At 76.4% G+C, this 16,982-nt stretch carries 13 protein-coding genes and 1 pseudogene; 13 read left to right on the forward strand and 1 reads right to left on the reverse strand.

Features of this window, described 5'->3' with window-relative positions:
- Window positions 1–82: 82 nt before the first annotated feature.
- The 10 genes and pseudogenes from ACH4SE_RS31140 to gndA form a co-directional block, all read left to right on the forward strand.
- Window positions 83–697: pseudogene (locus ACH4SE_RS31140) on the forward strand (extracellular solute-binding protein); the annotation flags it as partial.
- A 219-nt stretch (window positions 698–916) separates the two neighbouring features.
- A complete protein-coding gene (locus ACH4SE_RS31145) occupies window positions 917–2,014 on the forward strand; it encodes an ADP-ribosylglycohydrolase family protein (RefSeq protein ID WP_398546877.1) in 1,098 nt (365 codons plus the stop codon).
- Window positions 2,011–3,519, forward strand: coding sequence for an ADP-ribosylglycohydrolase family protein (locus ACH4SE_RS31150; protein ID WP_398546878.1), 1,509 nt, complete (start codon window positions 2,011–2,013; stop codon window positions 3,517–3,519). The genes ACH4SE_RS31145 and ACH4SE_RS31150 overlap by 4 nt, the downstream gene beginning before the upstream one ends.
- A complete protein-coding gene (locus ACH4SE_RS31155; protein ID WP_398546879.1) occupies window positions 3,503–4,648 on the forward strand; it encodes an ADP-ribosylglycohydrolase family protein in 1,146 nt (381 codons plus the stop codon). The genes ACH4SE_RS31150 and ACH4SE_RS31155 overlap by 17 nt, the downstream gene beginning before the upstream one ends.
- Before the next feature lie 238 nt (window positions 4,649–4,886).
- Entirely contained in the window at window positions 4,887–6,431 is a 1,545-nt protein-coding gene (locus tag ACH4SE_RS31160) for an ADP-ribosylglycohydrolase family protein (protein ID WP_398546986.1), read from the forward strand.
- Entirely contained in the window at window positions 6,428–7,348 is a 921-nt protein-coding gene (locus ACH4SE_RS31165; protein ID WP_398546880.1) for a ribokinase, read from the forward strand. The genes ACH4SE_RS31160 and ACH4SE_RS31165 overlap by 4 nt, the downstream gene beginning before the upstream one ends.
- Window positions 7,349–7,401: 53 nt before the next feature.
- Window positions 7,402–8,622, forward strand: a complete 1,221-nt coding sequence (locus ACH4SE_RS31170; protein WP_398546881.1) for a CaiB/BaiF CoA transferase family protein — start codon at window positions 7,402–7,404, stop codon at window positions 8,620–8,622.
- A 17-nt stretch (window positions 8,623–8,639) separates the two neighbouring features.
- On the forward strand, window positions 8,640–9,530 hold the full coding sequence (locus ACH4SE_RS31175; protein WP_398546987.1) for an HpcH/HpaI aldolase/citrate lyase family protein: 891 nt from the start codon (window positions 8,640–8,642) through the stop codon (window positions 9,528–9,530).
- Window positions 9,531–9,644: 114 nt separating this feature from the next.
- Window positions 9,645–10,448, forward strand: coding sequence for a thioesterase family protein (locus ACH4SE_RS31180; protein WP_398546882.1), 804 nt, complete (start codon window positions 9,645–9,647; stop codon window positions 10,446–10,448).
- A gap of 136 nt (window positions 10,449–10,584) precedes the next feature.
- A complete protein-coding gene (gene gndA, locus ACH4SE_RS31185; RefSeq protein ID WP_398546883.1) occupies window positions 10,585–12,075 on the forward strand; it encodes an NADP-dependent phosphogluconate dehydrogenase in 1,491 nt (496 codons plus the stop codon).
- Between the two features lie 219 nt (window positions 12,076–12,294).
- On the opposite strand, the gene ACH4SE_RS31190 is transcribed toward gndA, so the two are convergent.
- Window positions 12,295–13,527 carry an ROK family protein gene (locus ACH4SE_RS31190; protein WP_398546884.1) on the reverse strand — a complete coding sequence of 411 codons (1,233 nt, stop codon included), beginning with the start codon at window positions 13,525–13,527 and terminating at the stop codon, window positions 12,295–12,297.
- 244 nt (window positions 13,528–13,771) lie between these two features.
- Here ACH4SE_RS31190 and ACH4SE_RS31195 point away from each other — a divergent pair, with 244 nt between their 5' ends.
- The 3 genes from ACH4SE_RS31195 to ACH4SE_RS31205 are packed head-to-tail and all read left to right on the forward strand — an operon-like array spanning window position 13,772 to window position 16,934.
- Window positions 13,772–15,130, forward strand: a complete 1,359-nt coding sequence (locus ACH4SE_RS31195; RefSeq protein WP_398546885.1) for an extracellular solute-binding protein — start codon at window positions 13,772–13,774, stop codon at window positions 15,128–15,130.
- Window positions 15,127–16,038, forward strand: coding sequence for a carbohydrate ABC transporter permease (locus ACH4SE_RS31200; protein ID WP_398546886.1), 912 nt, complete (start codon window positions 15,127–15,129; stop codon window positions 16,036–16,038). Before ACH4SE_RS31195 ends, ACH4SE_RS31200 begins: the two co-directional genes overlap by 4 nt.
- Complete coding sequence (locus tag ACH4SE_RS31205; RefSeq protein WP_398546887.1) at window positions 16,038–16,934, forward strand: carbohydrate ABC transporter permease; 897 nt, start codon at window positions 16,038–16,040, stop codon at window positions 16,932–16,934. Before ACH4SE_RS31200 ends, ACH4SE_RS31205 begins: the two co-directional genes overlap by 1 nt.
- The last annotated feature ends 48 nt before the right edge of the window (window positions 16,935–16,982 follow it).

Raw genomic sequence — 16,982 nt, forward strand, 5'->3', positions numbered from 1 at the left:
GCTGCCCGGGGCCCCCCCCCCGGGGGGGGGTCCCCCCCCGGGGGGGCCCGGGGGCGCCCCGGGGGGGGCCCGGGGGCCCCCCGACTCCGCCTTCCCCGAACTGGTGCGCCGCCAGGTGCACGACGACCACTCGGCCCCGGCGAGCGCGCTCGGCATGAGCGGCGGCGACGCCCTCCCGGGCTTCTTCGCCGGCCGCTACGCGATGCTGCCGCTCAACCTGTCCTACCGCCAGCAGATACAGCAGCAGGCGCCCAAAGGCTTCGACTGGGTGACGCTGCCGCTGCCGGTCGGCGCCGGAGCGCCGGACGGCGGGCGCGCGCAGGGCGTCAGCCCGCAGACGCTGTCGGTGGCCGCGAGCTGCAGGCACAAGGAGGCGGCCGCCGCCTTCATCGACTTCATGACGCAGACCCCGCACCTGGTGCGGCTGGCCCGCGGCGACTGGATGGCCCCGACCGGCAGCGACGCGCTGCGCGACCCGTCGCTCACCACCGACGCGCTCGGCTGGCGCACGGGCATGGCGGCGGCCGCCCACCTCGTGGCGTCGCCCGCCCTGGGGCGGCGCGGATACCCGGAGTGGTCCGACAAGGTGGCCACGCCCGCGCTCCAGCAGTTCTACAGCGGTGCCATCGGCCTGGACGGGCTGCGCGGCAAGCTCGTGCGCGACGGCAACCGCGTCTTCGACCGCTACCGCACCTGACGCCCCGCCGCCCGCGGGGCCGTGCCGTCGTCCCCGCGGGCGGCACGGCCCCGCACCGGACGGCGGTGCGCGCACCCGCCAGGAAGGAGCACCGGCCCGTCCTCCCGTCCCCCGCCCCTTCCCGTGCACCGCCCCACTCCCGGCCGCCACCCGCGGGCGCGGCCGGCGCACGGCGCGCACCGGCACCACCCCGCAGGAACCACCTGGAAACGGCACGACATGAGCACAACTCCCCCGCCCACCGCCGCCCCCGGCACCTATCCCCTCTCCCCCACCCCACCACCCGCCGGACCCCGGCAGCCCCCGCCGCTGCCCGGCTCCCCCCGCGACCACGCGCGCGGCGCGCTCACCGGCCTCGCCGTCGGCGACGCGCTGGGGGCGCCGGCGGAGAACATGAAACCGTCGCAGATCCGCAGGCGCTGGGGCCGCATCGAGGACTTCGTCACCGACGACCCCACGGGTACCGACGACACCGAGTACGCGATCCTGTCCGGCCTGCTGCTCGGCCGGTACGGCTCCGCCCTCACCCCCGCCGACGTCGAGACCGCCTGGCACGTGTGGATCGCCGACCGCGACGAGGGCGCCTTCCGCGGCGCCGGGTTCAGCGAGCGCGGCACCCTGGAGAACCTCCGCCGGGGCCTGGCCGCGCCGATCACCGCGCAGCACCGGCACGCGTGGAGCGACGGCCTGGCGATGCGGGCGGCGCCCTGCGGGGTCTTCGCCGCCGGGCGCCCCGCGGAGGCCGCGCGGCTGGTCGCGATCGACGGCACGGTCAGCCATGAGGGCGAGGGAATCTACGGCGGCCAGGCGGTCGCCGCCGGGATCGCCGCGGCGATGGGCGGCGGCGACACCGCGGCCGTGATCACCGCCGCGCTGTCGGTGGTGCCCGAGGACTCCTGGACCGCGCGCTCGCTGCGCCGGGCGGTCACGGTCGCGAGCCGGCTGCGGCGGGAGCCGCGGCTGGCGGTGCTGGACCGCGAGCGGGCGCTGCGGGCCGCGGTCGTCATCGGCGGCTACCCGTGGACGGACCTGGCGCCCGAGGCGGTCGGGCTCGCCTTCGGGGCGTTCGCGCTGGCCGGCGGCGACTTCACCGGCTCGGTGCTCACGGCGGTGAACATGGGCCGGGACGCCGACACCACCGCCGCGGTGGCCGGCGCACTCGCCGGCACCCTCGGCGGCTGGTCGGCGATCCCCGACCGCTGGTCGAAGGCCGTCAAGGAGGTACGCGGCAGCTGCCTGCCGGCGATGGCCGGCTACCACGTCCTCGACATCGCCGACCTCCTCTCCCCGGACACGCCCGCCCCGGCGGCGTCATGACGGCCCCTCACCGCCCCGCCGGGGACAGCCCCGCTGCGGCGCCCTCCGCGGACGGCCCGGCCCCCACCCCACCGCCGTCCGGCGCCCCCGCCCGCACCACGCCCGGCGTGCAGCCGGACGGCCCAGCCCCCGCCCGCACCACGCCCGGCGCGCCGCCCTCCGCGGGCGGTGCGCCCACCGCTCCGGCGGCCGGCGGCGCGGCCGCCGCGTCCGGCCGCGGCGCACCGCCCGGGCCCGCCGCAGGCACGCAGCGCACCCCCGCTCCCGCGGCCGCCGCGACCGGCGGCGCGGTGCTGCCCGCCGCGAGGGCGGGAGCGGCGCCGGAGGAGGACGCGCGCTCGCGCGTGGAGGGCATGCTGCTCGGGCTCGCGGCGGGGGACGCCGCGGGGTGGCCGGCGGCGCGGCACCGCGCGGTGCGGATGCCGGAGTGGACGCGGCGCCTCACCCGCGAACTGGACACCTTCGCCGAGCAGAACGAGACGACGACCCTGCCCGTACCGATCGCCCTCAACCAGCCGCCCGAGCCGCTCCGGCTCGGCCCCTCGGACGACGCCGAGTGGGCGGCCTTCACCGCCGAGGCGGTCGTCGCCTCGCGCGGCGCGCTGCTCAGCGACCTCAGCCGGGACCGGCGGGTGCGCGCCTCGGTGGACCTCGCGTGGATGTCGCTGGCCGCCGAGATCTCGTCGGCGGCGGCCCGCGCACCGGAGGTGGAGTCCGCGCAGATCCCGCTGCGCGCCCGTATCTCCGTACGCGCGGGGCTGGGCAACCTCGCGACCGGCCTGCGCCCGCCGGCCTCCGGGCACGACAACCCGCACTTCTTCGACGACGCGGCGTGCGTACGGGCGTGCGTCCTCGCCGTCGTCCACCCCGGCGACCCGGAGGCGGCCGCCGGCCTCGCCGAGTTCGACGCGCGCTACACGCAGGACGAGGACGGGGTGCACGGCGCCCGCGCGATGGCGGCGGCGGTCGCGCTCGCGCTCGCCGGCGCCGGCGCCGCGGAGTGCGTGGCCGCCGCGCAGGCGCAGCTGCCGGCGGGTTCGGAGATCGCGCGCAACGCCGAGCACGCCGTGGACCTCGCGCGGGCGGCGGCCCGGGAGGCGGCGGGCGGGCGGGCGTTCGGGCTCGTGCCGCTGCTGGAGCACCAGATCATCGACCACGTCTACAGCTACGGCATCGCCGCCGCCGACACCGTCCCCGTCGCGCTCGCGCTGGTGCTCGCCGCGGACGGCGCCGCGGTCGAGGCGGTGCCCGCCGCCGCGTGCCTGTCGCGGGTCGCGGACTCCGCGCCCGCGCTCGCCGGCGCGCTCGCGGGCGCCATGGGCGGCGCGGGCTCGCTGCCCGGCTCCTGGCGCGCGGCGTGCCGCATCCTGGCGGGCTGCGCGCTGCCGCGCCTGGCGGGCCTGGACCTCATGGAGCTTGCCGGCCGGCTGGCCGCCATCGAGCCGGCCGTGCCCGCCGCCACCCCCTCCCCGGAAGGACTCGCCTCGTATGCAACCGACGCTTGAGGACCGCATCACCGGCTGCCTGGTCGGCGCCGCCGTGGGCGACGCGCTGGGCGGCCCGGTGGAGGGCTGGACGCCCGAGCAGATCGCCGAGCGGCACGGCGGGCGGGTCCGCGGCATCGTCGGCCCGTTCCACGCCGACTGGCGCACGGCCCGGCCCATCGCGCCCTACCACAAGGGCGACGGGCACGTCACCGACGACACCCTCATGACGCACGCGCTGGTCCGGGTCTACGTGAAGGTGCGCGACCACCTGGACGCGTACAGCGTCGCCGAGCACCTGGTGCCCGACCTGATCGGGACGCCCCGCTGGGTCCCGGAGCTGGAGGCCGAGGCGCTGCCGCTGCAGCGCATCTTCCTCGCCGAGAAGTGGATCGTGGCGCGGCTGCACTACGGCCACGTCGACCCACGGGAGGCGGGCGTCGGCAACATCGTCAACTGCGGTGCGGCGATGTACATGGCGCCGGTCGGCGCGGTCAACGCGGGCAACCCGGCGGGGGCCTACGCCGAGGCGCTGGAGGTCGCCGCGCCCCACCAGTCCTCCTACGGGCGGGAGGCCGCGGGGGTCTTCGCGGCGGCCGTGGCGGCGGCGTTCCTCCCGGGCGCGACGGCCACCAGCGTCGTCGACGAGGCGCTGGCCCTCGCCAAGGACGGTACGCGCGCCGCGATCGAGGCGGTGTGCGAGGCCGCGGTGGCGTACGACGACTGGGAGCGGGCGCTCGGGCCGCTGCGCGAGGCCGTCGCACCCTTCGACACCGTCGGCCCGCACTACCGCGAGCCCTCGCTCGGCGCCCGCCGCCCGTCACGGCTGCACGCCATCGAGGAACTGCCGGTCGCGCTCGGCATGCTGCTGGTCGCGGGCGGCCGGTACGAGCCCGCGGTGCTCGGCTCCGTCAACTACGGGCGCGACTGCGACTCCATCGCCACCATGAGCGGCGCCCTCGCGGGAGCGCTCGGCGGCAGCGCGGCCGTGCCCGAGCGGTGGAGCACCGGCGTCTCCCGCGCCAGCCGCCTCGACCTCCGCGCCCCCGCCGCCGACCTCGCCGCCGTCACCCGCGAGGTCTTCCTCCGCGACACCGTGCGCCGCCGCACCCACGAGGCGGCCTTCACCGCGCTGACGGAAGCGGGGTGAGCGGCGTGGTGCGGCTGACGTGGACGCGGCCGGAGGACCCCTGCGGCCGGCCGGGGAACGCGGCGCGGGGGGCCGCCGGCGTACCGGGCGGCGCGGCACGGCCGGCCGGCACCGGCCGCCGGACCCGCCGGGCCGCGGCCGCCCGTCCCGGGGCGCACGGCACCGCGCCGGGGCCGCCCCGCCACGCCGGCGCCCGCGAGGCGGCCTCCGCCGCCCCGGCGGAAGGGCGGTGAGCGGCATGCTGCGGCTGACGTGGGTGCAGCCGGAGGACCTCGTCGGGCACGAGCTGCGCCAGGCCGCGGAGGACGGGCGGGACGCCGCCGACGTCCGGCGGCGGTGGCTCGCGGCCGGCGGTCACGAGGCCCCGCCCCGCGCCGGGGCCTCGCCCGCACCGGCCGGCCCGGCGCTGCGCGCCTTGGCGGAGTCGCTCCTCGACGAGCTGGCCGCACGTCCCAGCCCGCTGGCCGCCGACGAGCCGACGGACCTGGACGCGATCCACGCCCTGGCCCCGGCGTGGCGCCCCGCGCCCCCGTCGCCGGACGGGCCCGGCCCGGCCGCGGGGCCCGCGGCGGTTTTGTCCGGCGGGCGCGCCGTCCAGGGCGCGGACCGGGGGGCGCCGGTGCGGGCCCGCACCGGGCACCCGGGTCCTGTTCCCGCCGGCGGCGGGCCGGGGGCGGGACGCCCCGCACCGCCGGAATCCCTCGTGCCCCGGCTGGAGGCCGCGTGGCTGGGACGCGCCGCGGGGTGCCTGCTGGGCAAGCCCGTGGAGAAGCTGCCGCTGGAGGGGATCCGGGAGATCGCGCGCGGCACGGGCAACTGGCCGCTGCGCACCTGGTTCACCGGCGTGGGCCTTGATCCCGTGATCGCGGCGCGGTATCCGTGGAACCGGCGCAGCGCGCCCACCTCGCTCGCCGAGAACATCCGCGGCATGCCGGAGGACGACGACCTCAACTACCCGCTGCTCGGCGTGCTGCTGCTGGAAGCACACGGGCCCGGCTTCCGCACCGCGGACGTCGCCGCGCTGTGGCTCGACGAGCTGCCCGCGGGGCGGACGTTCACCGCGGAGCGGGTCGCGTACCGCAACCTGCTGGAAGGGGTGGAGCCGCCGCTCACCGCGCTGCGGCGCAATCCCTTCCGGGAGTGGATCGGCGCCGTGATCAGGGCCGACGTCCACGGCTGGACGCATCCGGGCGACCCGGCGGGCGCCGCCGACGCGGCGTGGCGCGACGCGGTGCTTACGCACACCGCCAACGGCGTCCTCGGGGCGATGTTCGCGGCCGCCGTGATCGCCGCGGCGGCGGGCGGGGGCGCGGACGTGCACGCGTGCCTCGCCGCCGGGCTCGGCGTCCTGCCGCCCCGCTCGCGGCTGGCGGCCGCCGTGCGGGCCGGCGTGGCGGCCGCACGGGCGGAGCCGACCGGCACACCCGAGGGCTTCGCGGGCGTGGTGGACACGCTGCACGCCGCGTACGGCGGCCACCACTGGGTGCACGTCCTGCCCAACGTCGCCCTGCTGGCCGCCGCGCTCACGCACGCGGGCGGCGACTTCACCGGCTCTGTCACCCGCGCCGTCAGCGGCGGCTGGGACACCGACTCCAACGGCGCGACAGCCGGTTCGGTCGCCGGCCTGCTCGCGGGTTCCCCCGCGCGGCTGCCCGCGCGCTGGACGGAGCCGCTCGGCAACCGGCTGTCGACGACCGTCGCCGGTCTCGACGGCATCGGCTTTGACGCGCTCGCGCGGCGGACGGCCGCGCTCGCGGACCTCCCCGGAAAGGACAGCTCATGACCGTCACGAAGGCCGCGGTCGCGGTGCTCGGCAGCGCGAACATGGACCTGGTCGCGTACACGAAGGTCGCGCCGCGGCTCGGCGAGACCGTGACCGGCGAGTCGTTCCGGACCGTGCCGGGCGGCAAGGGCGCCAACCAGGCGATCGCCGCGGCCCGCGCGGGCGGCGCGGTCACCATGATCGGCGCTGTCGGCGACGACGACTTCGGCGTACGGCTGCGCGCCGCGCTGGACGCCGCGGGCGTCGGCACCGGCCGGTTGCGCACGGTGCCGGGGCCGAGCGGCATCGCGCAGATCACCGTGGACGGCGCGGGCCACAACGCGATCGTCGTGGTGCCCGGCGCCAACGGCACGGTCACGGCGCTGACGCCGCAGGACGAGGCGGCGATCGCCGCGGCCGGCGCGCTGCTGCTCCAGCTCGAACTGCCGCTGTCCGGCGTCCTCGCCGGGGCCCGCGCGGCCCGGGAGCGCGGGGTGCGCACCGTGCTCACGCCCGCACCGGCGCAGCCGCTGCCCGACGAACTGCTCGCCCTCACCGACCTGCTGGTGCCCAACGAGCACGAGGCCGCCGCGCTGAGCGGCGAGGGCGACCCGCGGGCGGCGGCCCGCGCCCTGCTGGACGCGGTGCCCGAGGTGGTGGTCACCCTGGGCGCGGCGGGCTGCCTGCACGCCGTACGCGGCCGGGAGCCGCTGGCGGTGCCCGCGCTGGCGGCGCAGGCCGTGGACACCACCGCCGCCGGCGACACGTTCGTGGGCGCCCTCGCCGTCGCGCTCGGCGAGGGCCGGCCGGCGGACGGGGCGCTGCGCTGGGCGACCGCGGCGTCCGCACTGTCCGTCGAACGGCACGGCGCCTCGTCCTCCATGCCGCGGCGGGCGGCCATCGACGCCCGCGCCGCCGCGGGAAGCCCGGTCCGCTGACCGGCGCCCCGCCCCCGTACCGGAACCACCGCACCAGAACCGAGGTACCACCCGTGCACCACCCCGATCCCGGCCGACCGGCCCCGTCCGCCGGTCCGCTGACCGGCCTGCGGGTCGTCGACCTCGCCACGCTCTTCGCCGGTCCCACCGCCGCGACGCTGCTCGGCGACTTCGGCGCCGACGTCATCAAGGTCGAGCACCCGCGCAAGCCCGACCCGTGCCGCGGCCACGGTCCCGCCAAGGACGGCGTCGGCCTGTGGTGGAAGCAGCTGGGCCGCAACAAGCGGACCGTCACGGCGGATCTCGCGACGCCCGGCGGGCGCGACGTGCTGCTGCGGCTCGCGGCCACCGCGGACGTCGTCGTGGAGAACTTCCGCCCCGGCACCCTGGAGAAGTGGCGGCTCGGCTGGGAGGAGCTGTCGGCCGCCAACCCGCGCCTGGTGCTGGCCCGTGTCACCGCCTTCGGCCAGTCCGGGCCGTACGCCCGCCGGCCGGGCTTCGGCACCCTCGCCGAGGCGATGAGCGGCTTCGCCGCGGCCACCGGTGAACCGGACGGCCCGCCGACGCTGCCGCCGTTCGGGCTGGCCGACTCGATCGCCGGGCTCGCGACGGCCTACGCGGTCATGACGGCGCTCGCCGGCCGCGACCGCACCGGGGCCGGCCAGGTGGTGGACATGGCCATCGTCGAGCCGATGCTCGCCGTGCTCGGCCCGCAGCTCCTGTGGTACGACCAGCTCGGCTACGTGCAGCCGCGGCTCGGCAACCGCTCGAACAACAACGCGCCCCGCAACACCTACCGCACCGCGGACGGCCGCTGGGTCGCGGTGTCGTCGTCGGCGCAGTCGGTCGCCGAGCGGGTGCTCCGGCTCGTCGGGCACCCGGAACTCACCGAGGAGCCGTGGTTCGCGACGGGCGCCGGGCGCGCCGCGCACGCCGACGAGATCGACAAGGTGGTGGCGGACTGGATCGGGCGCCGCACCCGCGCGGACGTCCTCGCCGCCTTCGACGAGGCGCAGGCCGCGGTGGCCCCCGTGTACGACGTGCGGGACGTCGCCGCCGACCCGCAGCTGCGCGCCCTCGGCACGGTCACCGCTGTCGACGACCCCGAACTGGGACCGCTGCGCATGCAGAACGTGCTCTTCCGCCTCTCCGGGACGCCCGGCGCGGTGCGCTGGCCCGGCCGCCCGCACGGCGCCGACACCGACGAGGTGCTGGCCGAACTCGGCCTGACCGCACCGGAGATCGCCGCGCTGCGCACGGAGGGCGCGCTGTGAGCGGGCCGGAGGTGACGGTGCCCGCGCCGGGCGGCGGACCGGACGCGGCGGCCGCCCGGGAGGAGGACCTCGCGCTGACGTGGCTCTACGCGCCGGGCGACCGGCCCGAGGTGGTGGCCAAGGCGCTGCGCTCGGGCGCGGACGTCGTGATCGTCGACCTGGAGGACGCGGTGCCGCCCGGCCGCAAGGACTACGCGCGGGCCGCCACGGTGGAGCTGCTGGCCGGGCCCGCGCGCGGGCGGCCGCCCGTCCATGTGCGGGTCAACGCGCTGGACGGCCCGCTCGCCGGCCCGGACCTGGCGGCGCTGGCCGGACTTCCGGGCCTCGGCGGGCTGCGGCTGCCGAAGGTCGGCACGCCCGCGGACGTCGCCCGGGCGGCCCGCGCCGTACGGGCGGCGCGGGCGGACGCGCCGCCCCTCTACCCGCTGCTCGAATCGGCGCTCGGCGTGGAGAACGCCTTCGCCGTCGCCCGCGCCGACCCGGCCGTACGCGGCATCGCCCTCGGCGAGGCCGACCTCCGCGCCGACCTCGGCCTGACGGACGAGGAGGCACTCGCCTGGCCACGTGTCCGCACGGTCGTCGCCGCCCGCGCAGCGGGACTCGCGCCCCCGGCCCAGTCCGTCTACCCCGACGTCCGCGACCTGGCGGGCCTCGGCGAGTCCTGCCGCCGGGGCCGCGCACTGGGCTTCCTCGGCCGCGCGGCGATCCACCCCCGCCAGCTGGCCGTCATCGCGCGGGCGTACGTGCCCTCCGCGCGGGAGGTGGAGCAGGCCCACGAGACCCTCGCGGCGGCCGCCGCGTCCCCCGGCGCGCTCGCCCTTCCCGACGGCCGCTTCGTCGACCCCGCGGTCGTCGCCCTCGCCCGGCGCACCCTCCGCCTCTCCGCCCGCGCGGAGCCGGCGGACTGACCCGCGTCCCGCGCCGCGGGGCCGCCGCGCGGTTCCCCGCGCCCCGGGTGTGCCCGTGGGGCGGACTCCCCGCTCGCTACGATCGGGCACACGCCGGCGCGGGAGGGAGCGGGGATGGACGGGGAGGGGTTCTACCGGGATCTCGGGGACGGGCGGTACGCCAGCACTTCGTGGACCGCGGGGCCGTGGAGCCCGAAGGCCCAGCACGCGGGTCCGCCCTCCGCCCTGATCGGGCGGGCGCTCGAACGGCACGGGGCGCGGCCGGGCACGCGGATCGCCCGCGTGACGATCGACCTGCCGCGCCCGGTCCCGGTCGCCGAGCTGGACGTCGAGGTGCGGACGGTCCGCGCGGGAGGCCGGGCGGAGCTGCTGGAGGGGCGGATCACCGCCGGCGGCACGCCGGTGCTGCTCGCCAGGGCGTGGCGGCTGGTGGCCGCCCCCGCGGACACCCCGGCGCTGGCCCCCGTGCCGCCCGTACCGCCGGTGCCGGGGCCGCAGCCGCAGCAGGTGATGGCGGGCGCCTACCTGGACGGCTACGTCTCCGCGATGGAGTGGCGCTTCCCCCCGGGCGCTCCCGGCGCGCCGGAGCCCGGCTTCGACACGCCCGGGCCGGGCACGGTGTGGGCGCGGCAGCGCGTACCCCTCGTCGCGGGCGAGGAGGACACCCCGCTGACGCGCGCGCTCACGCTCGCGGACAGCAGCTGGGCCGTGGCCTTCGAGCTGGACCACCGCAAGGACCTGGTGATCAACACCGACGTCACGCTGCTGCTGCACCGTGACCCGGTCGGGGAGTGGCTGTGCCTGCGCTCGGCGACGGCGGCCGCACCGGGCGGATCGGGACTCGCGCACGGCGAGTTGCACGACGCGTCCGGCGACTGCGGCCGGATCGCGCAGACCCTGCTGGTCGCCGCGCGCTGAGCCCGAGGGGCCCCGGCCCCCGGCCGGGCCTTGTCCATTCGGGAGGTTTTGTCCGCCATAATCGCGAGCAGGAGCACGTCAGCGACAGGGCGTACGGCGACCCGGCGGATCGGGCACGACGGCAGAGGGTGGACCCATGGCCTCCACGGAGCAGGCAGCGGGCGGCGGCACGCCCGCCAGGAGCGAGGGCAAGGCACAGATCGGGGTGACGGGCCTGGCGGTCATGGGCCGCAACCTCGCGCGCAACCTCGCCCGGAACGGCTACGTCACCGCGGTCCACAACCGCACCGCGGCCCGTACCCGCGCGCTCGTCGAGGAGTTCGGCGACGAGGGCGGTTTCGTCCCGGCCGAGAGCCCGGAGGAGTTCGTCGCCTCGCTGGAGCGCCCGCGGCGGGTCATCGCCATGGTCAAGGCAGGCGCCCCCACGGACGCGGTGATCGAGGAGTTCGCCGCGCTGCTGGAACCCGGCGACATCATCGTGGACGCGGGCAACGCGCACTTCGCGGACACCCGCCGCCGCGAGCAGGCCCTCCGCGAGCGGGGCATCCACTTCGTCGGCACCGGTGTGTCGGGCGGCGAGGAGGGCGCGCTGCACGGCCCGAGCATCATGCCCGGCGGCTCCGCCGAGTCCTACGAGGCGCTCTCCCCCATGCTGGAGGCGATCGCCGCGAAGGCCGCCGACGGCTCACCGTGCGTCGCCCACATCGGCCCGGACGGCGCCGGGCACTTCGTGAAGATGGTGCACAACGGCATCGAATACGCCGACATGCAGCTCATCGCGGAGTCCTACGACCTTCTGCGGCACGCCCTCGACCTGCCGCCCGACCGCATCGCCGAGGTCTTCCGCGGCTGGAACCAGGGACGCCTGGACTCCTACCTCATCGAGATCACCGCGCAGGTGCTCGCCCACACCGACGCGGACACCGGCAAGCCGTTCGTCGACATCGTGCTCGACCAGGCGGAGCAGAAGGGCACCGGGCGGTGGACGGTGCAGACCGCGCTCGACCTCGGGGTGCCGGTGGGCGGCATCGCCGAGGCGGTCTTCGCGCGCTCCGTCTCCGGCCACGCCGACCTGCGGGCCGCCGCGCGCGAGCTGCCCGGGCCCACACCCACGCTGCTGGACAGCGCCGCGTACGACCGCTTCGCGCAGGACGTCGAGCAGGCGCTGTACGCGTCGAAGATCGTCGCCTACGCGCAGGGCTTCCACCAGATCGCGGCGGGCAGCGCGGAGTACGGCTGGGACATCGACCAGGGGCGCGTGGCGGCCATCTGGCGGGCGGGGTGCATCATCCGCGCGGCCTTCCTGGACCGGATCCGCGCGGCGTTCGACAGCCGGCCCGACCTGCCGACGCTGCTCGTCGACGACCACTTCTCCGACGCCCTGCGGGGCGCCCAGAGCGCGTGGCGGCGCGTGGTGAGCACGGCCGCCGAACTGGGCGTGCCCACCCCGGGCTTCGCCGCCGCGCTCGCGTACTACGACAGCCTGCGGGCGGAGCGCCTGCCCGCGGCGCTCGTCCAGGGGCAGCGGGACTACTTCGGCGCCCACACCTACCACCGCGTCGACCGCCCCGGCACCTTCCACACCCTCTGGGCCTCCCCCGACCGCCAGGAGATCACCCCCTCCTGACCGCCCCCCGCGGGCCGCCCGGCGGCGGCCTGCGGCCTTCCGACCACCGGGGACTGCCGGGCCCCTGCGCGCACAGGGCATCCGCGGGGGCGCGGGAACCGCGCGCGGCCACGACGCGCGCACGGGCGGCCCACCGCACGCGGCGGCCGCCTCAGGGGCGCGGGGAACGGCGCGGGCACCCCCGCCGGCGGAGGGCCCCGCCGGCCGGAACCGGCCGCCTCACGGCTGGGTGAGCATGCGCCACCCCGGCGCGTAGTTCCCGTGCAGGATGAGGGACGCCGCCCCCACCGCCCCGACCGCGTCGCCGATCACGCTCTTCTCGACCTCGATCCTTCGGATCACCCGCGCGACGGCCGTCGCGTTGACGGCCGCGTCGATCTCCTCGCAGAGGATGTGCTCGATCCCGCGGATCGACTCCCCGCCGAGCACCACGCGCGAGACGTCGAGCAGGGCGACCGCCCCGCGTGCGGCCTGACCGAAACGGCGGCCCGCGCGGCGCACGACGTCGAGGGCCGCGGGGTCGGCGGCCCGCGCGGCCTGCCGCAGCAGCTTCCAGTCGCGGTGCACCGCGTCCGCCGCGCCGGTGACGCCGATGCGCCCGGCGGCCTCGGCCCCGTGCCGCCGCACGAGGTCGCCGATCACGCCGGCGGGACTGACGTACGGGCCGACGCAGTTGCTGCCGCCGCAGTCGCAGGGCATCCCGTCCGCGGGGATGGCGATGTGGCCGAATTCGCCCGCGTTGCCGGAGTCGCCGTGCAGCACGGTGTTGTTGAGGACGATCCCGGCGCCGACACCGGTGCCGAGGTAGATGAACAGGAAGCTCCCGGCGCGTCTGCGGCCGCCTATCCAGCGCTCCCCTATGGCCGCGGCGGTGGCGTCGTTGTCCATGGCGACGGGCATCCCGGTGGCGTCCTCGAACATCGCGCGCAGCGGCACGCGCCCCCAGCCGGCGAAGTTGGGCGGGGAGACGACGGCGCCGGCGGGGCCGTCGACCGGGCCGGGCGCGGCGATACCCGTGCCGAGCAGCCGGGCGGGGTCGACCTGGGCCTTGGCGGTGAGCCGGTGGGCCGCCGCGGCGATGCGCGGCACGACCTCCTCGGGCAGGGCCCCGTCCGGGAGGCCGACCCGGCGGGTGGCGAGCACCTCGCCCGCGAGGTCGACGACCACCACCACCGCGGCGTCCGGGTCGAGCTGCACGCCGACCGCGTAGGCGCCGTCGGGCCGCGGGGAGAGCAGGGTGCGTCGCTTGCCTCCGCTGGAGGGGGCGTAGCCGGACTCGGAGACGAGCCCGGCGTCGAGCAGCCGGCGGACCACGTTGGAGACGGTCTGGCTGGTCAGGCCGGTGAGCGGGGCGAGTTCGACGCGGCTGACAGGTCCCGCGGTGCGGATCGCGTCGAGCACCACGGCCTGGTTGTATCCCCCGACCCGCGGGAGGTTCGTCCCCTGTGTCACTGCGCCCCGCCTTCCTTCGCGCGCCCCCCGGCGCCGCCTCCCCAGGCGGCCCGCGGCGAAGTTTACCTGTCGCATCCGTTGACTTACTCCATCCATTGGATTTAGCTTCGCCGTCATGCCAGGGCCCCGGCGCCCTGCTGATCGGGGGCGGGCCCCACCGGGCTGCCTCCGGTGCGGTCCGCGGTGCAGCGGGCCGAAACGGGCCCTTCACCGGAGGTCAAGCGTGCGAACGAGACGTCGAACGGTGATTGCCGCCGCGGTCCTCGCCACCGTGGGTGCGGCAACGTTGTCAGGGTGCGGCTCCGGCTCCGGGAGTTCGAGCACGACGATCAAGGTCGTCTACCAGCAGCAGCTCAACAACAACAACCACGTCCAGGCGGACTTCCTGGGCCCGATGGTCGAGCAGTTCGAGAAGGCCAACCCCGGCACCACCGTCAAGCTCGTCCCGGTGACCGCGAGCGAGAACGACTACTACACCAAGATCCAGCTGATGATGCGCTCCCCCGCGACAGCGCCCGACCTGGTCTACGAGGACACCGCGACGATCAACTCCGACGTGGCGAGCGGCTATCTCAGGCCGCTGGACGACTACCTGAGGACCTGGCAGGACTGGAGCTCCTTCGCCGCCCCCGCGAAGGCGGCGATGAAGTACTCGGACGGCAAGACCTACGGGGTCCCGGACAACACCGACACCCGCGGCCTGTGGTACAACAAGCAGCTCTTCGCCCGGGCCGGCATCCCCGTGCCGTGGCAGCCGAAGACCTGGGCGGACGTGCTGAGTGCGGCCCGTACGGTCAAGTCCCGGCTGCCCGGGGTGACGCCGCTGAACGTCTACACCGGTGTCGCGGCGGGCGAGGCGTCCTCGATGCAGGGCTTCGAGATGCTGCTGTACGGCACCCCGGCCGCGGGGAACGCGCTGTACGACAGCACGCAGGGCAAGTGGGTGGTCGGCAGCAAGGGCTTCAAGGACGCGCTGGACTTCCTGCACACCGTGTACGGCGAGGGCCTCGGCCCGTCCCCGCAGCAGGCGCTGGGCGCCAACATCCAGGCGGCCGTGGGCACCGAGATGATCCCGCAGGGCAAGCTCGCCATCGATCTCGACGGCTCCTGGATGCCCAACAACTGGATCCGCACCGGCCCCAAGCCGTGGCCCCAGTGGCAGACCACGATGGGCACGGCCGCCATGCCGACGCAGAACGGCCAGGGCAGCGGCAGGGTCAGCATGTCCGGCGGCTGGGCCTGGTCGATCCCGGCGAAGGCCAAGAACCCCGACCTGGCCTGGAAGTTCACCCGCTTCCTGGAGGGCAGGGCCAACTCGGCGCAGTGGAACACCGTCAACGCCACCATCGCGGTGCGCACCGACGTGGCCTCCGACCCGGCGTACCTCAAGGCGCTGCCCAGCAACGAGTTCTTCACCGCACTGGTACCCGACACCTACTACCGGCCGGGGCTGCCCGCCTACACCCAGGTCTCCAGCGCGATCCAGAAGGCCATGGAGGCGGTGACGACCGGCCAGTCCTCGGTCGGCAAGGCCGCGTCCGCCTACGACGGCGACGTGAAGACCGCCGTCGGCGCGGACAAGACCGTCCAGGGCGCGCAGTGACCGCCACCGCCACCGCGGCCCCCGCCGCCCGGCCGCGCCGCGGCCGGGCGGTGTCCGGCCTGCTGCGCGGGTTGCCGCTGCTGCCCGCGCTGGTGCTGCTCGCGGTGTTCATGGCCGGGCCGATCGCCTACTGCGTCTACTACGCCTTCACCGACATGCAGCTGACGGGCTCGGCGGGCACCTCTTTCGTCGGCCTGGACAACTTCAGCCGTGCCTTCCACGACCCGGACTTCACCAACGCGGTGGAGCTGACGCTGGTCTTCGTGGTCGGCTCCGCCGTCGTCGGGCAGAACACGCTGGGCCTCGCGCTCGCGGTGCTGATGCGGAAGGCCTCCCGGCCGGTGCGGGCGGTCACCGGCACGGTGGTGACCGCCGCGTGGGTGCTGCCGGAGGTGGTGGCGGGCTACCTGATGTACGCGTTCTTCTTCCAGCAGGGCTCGCTCAACGCCATCCTGCACGGGCTCGGCCTGCCGCGGCAGAACTGGCTCTACACGCTGCCGATCCTGGCGGTGTGCCTCGCCAACGTCTGGCGCGGCACCGCCTTCTCCCTGCTGGTGTACTCGGCGGCGCTCGACGACGTGCCGCAGGAGCTGGTGGAGGCGGCCGAGGTGGACGGCGCCGGGCCCTGGCAGCGGCTGTGGCGGGTGACGCTGCCGGTGATCCGCCGCTCGGTCATGACCAACCTGATGCTGATCACCCTCCAGACGCTGTCCGTCTTCGGGCTCATCTACACCATGACCCGCGGCGGGCCGGGCAACAGGACCGAGACGCTCCCGGTGTTCATGTACCAGCAGGCCTTCACCAGCAGCCTGATCGGCTACGGCACGGCGGTCGCCCTGGTGCTGCTGGTGGTGGGCGCGCTGTTCTCCGTGGTCTACATCCGCCTGCTGAAGGTCGAGGAGGACTGATGGCCGTCACCGAACGCCTGCGGACGCCACGGATCCGGCCGGTCGCCCGCCGGCAGGCCGCGCAGCGCACCCGGGAGCGGCGGCGCCGCGGCGGCCGGGCCGCGGTCGACGCCGGCCTGCTGGTCTTCTCGGCGCTCTACCTGGTGCCGCTGCTGTGGATGCTGCTGGCGTCGCTCGACGCGCACGCCGACTTCCGGCTGTCGGTGCCCTCCCCCACCGGGGAGAACTTCCACCGGATCCTCGACAACGACACCACCTACCGGCCGATGCTCAACGGCCTGCTGCTGTGCGGCGGCGGCACCGTGCTGTGCGTGGTGTGCTCGGTGCTGGCCGCCTACCCGCTGTCGCGCTTCCGGTCGCGGATGCGGCGGCCCTTCCTCTACACCGTCCTCTTCAGCACCGGGCTGCCGATCACGGCGGTGATGATCCCGGTCTACAGCATGTTCGTGCAGGTGAACCTGATCGACTCGATGCCGGGCACGACGCTCTTCCTGGCCTCGGCGGCGCTGCCGTTCGGGATCTGGCTGATGAAGAGCTTCATGGACGGCGTGCCGCTGGTCCTGGAGGAGGCCGCGCGGATCGACGGCGCGGGAACCCTCCAGGTGCTGTGGCGGATCGTGCTGCCGCTCATGCGGCCCGGCGTGACGGTGGTGACGATCTTCACCTTCATCGGCATGTGGGGGAATTTCTTCGTCCCCTTCATCCTGCTGCTCTCCCCGGAGAAGCTGCCCGCGTCGGTGAGCGTCTTCACCTTCCTGAGCGCGCACGATCAGACGCAGTACGGCCGGTTGTCCGCGTTCTCCATCGTCTACTCGATCCCCGTCGTGATGCTCTACCTCGTCCTCGCCCGCAGGCTCGGCGGCGGCTTCGCCCTGGGCGGCGCCCTCAAGGGCTGACCCGGGGCCCGCCTCCTCCGCCGGCCCGAAGCACCTGCCCGTACGACC

The sequence above is a fragment of the Streptomyces sp. NPDC020983 genome (assembly GCF_044333485.1).
GTDB lineage: Bacteria > Actinomycetota > Actinomycetes > Streptomycetales > Streptomycetaceae > Actinacidiphila.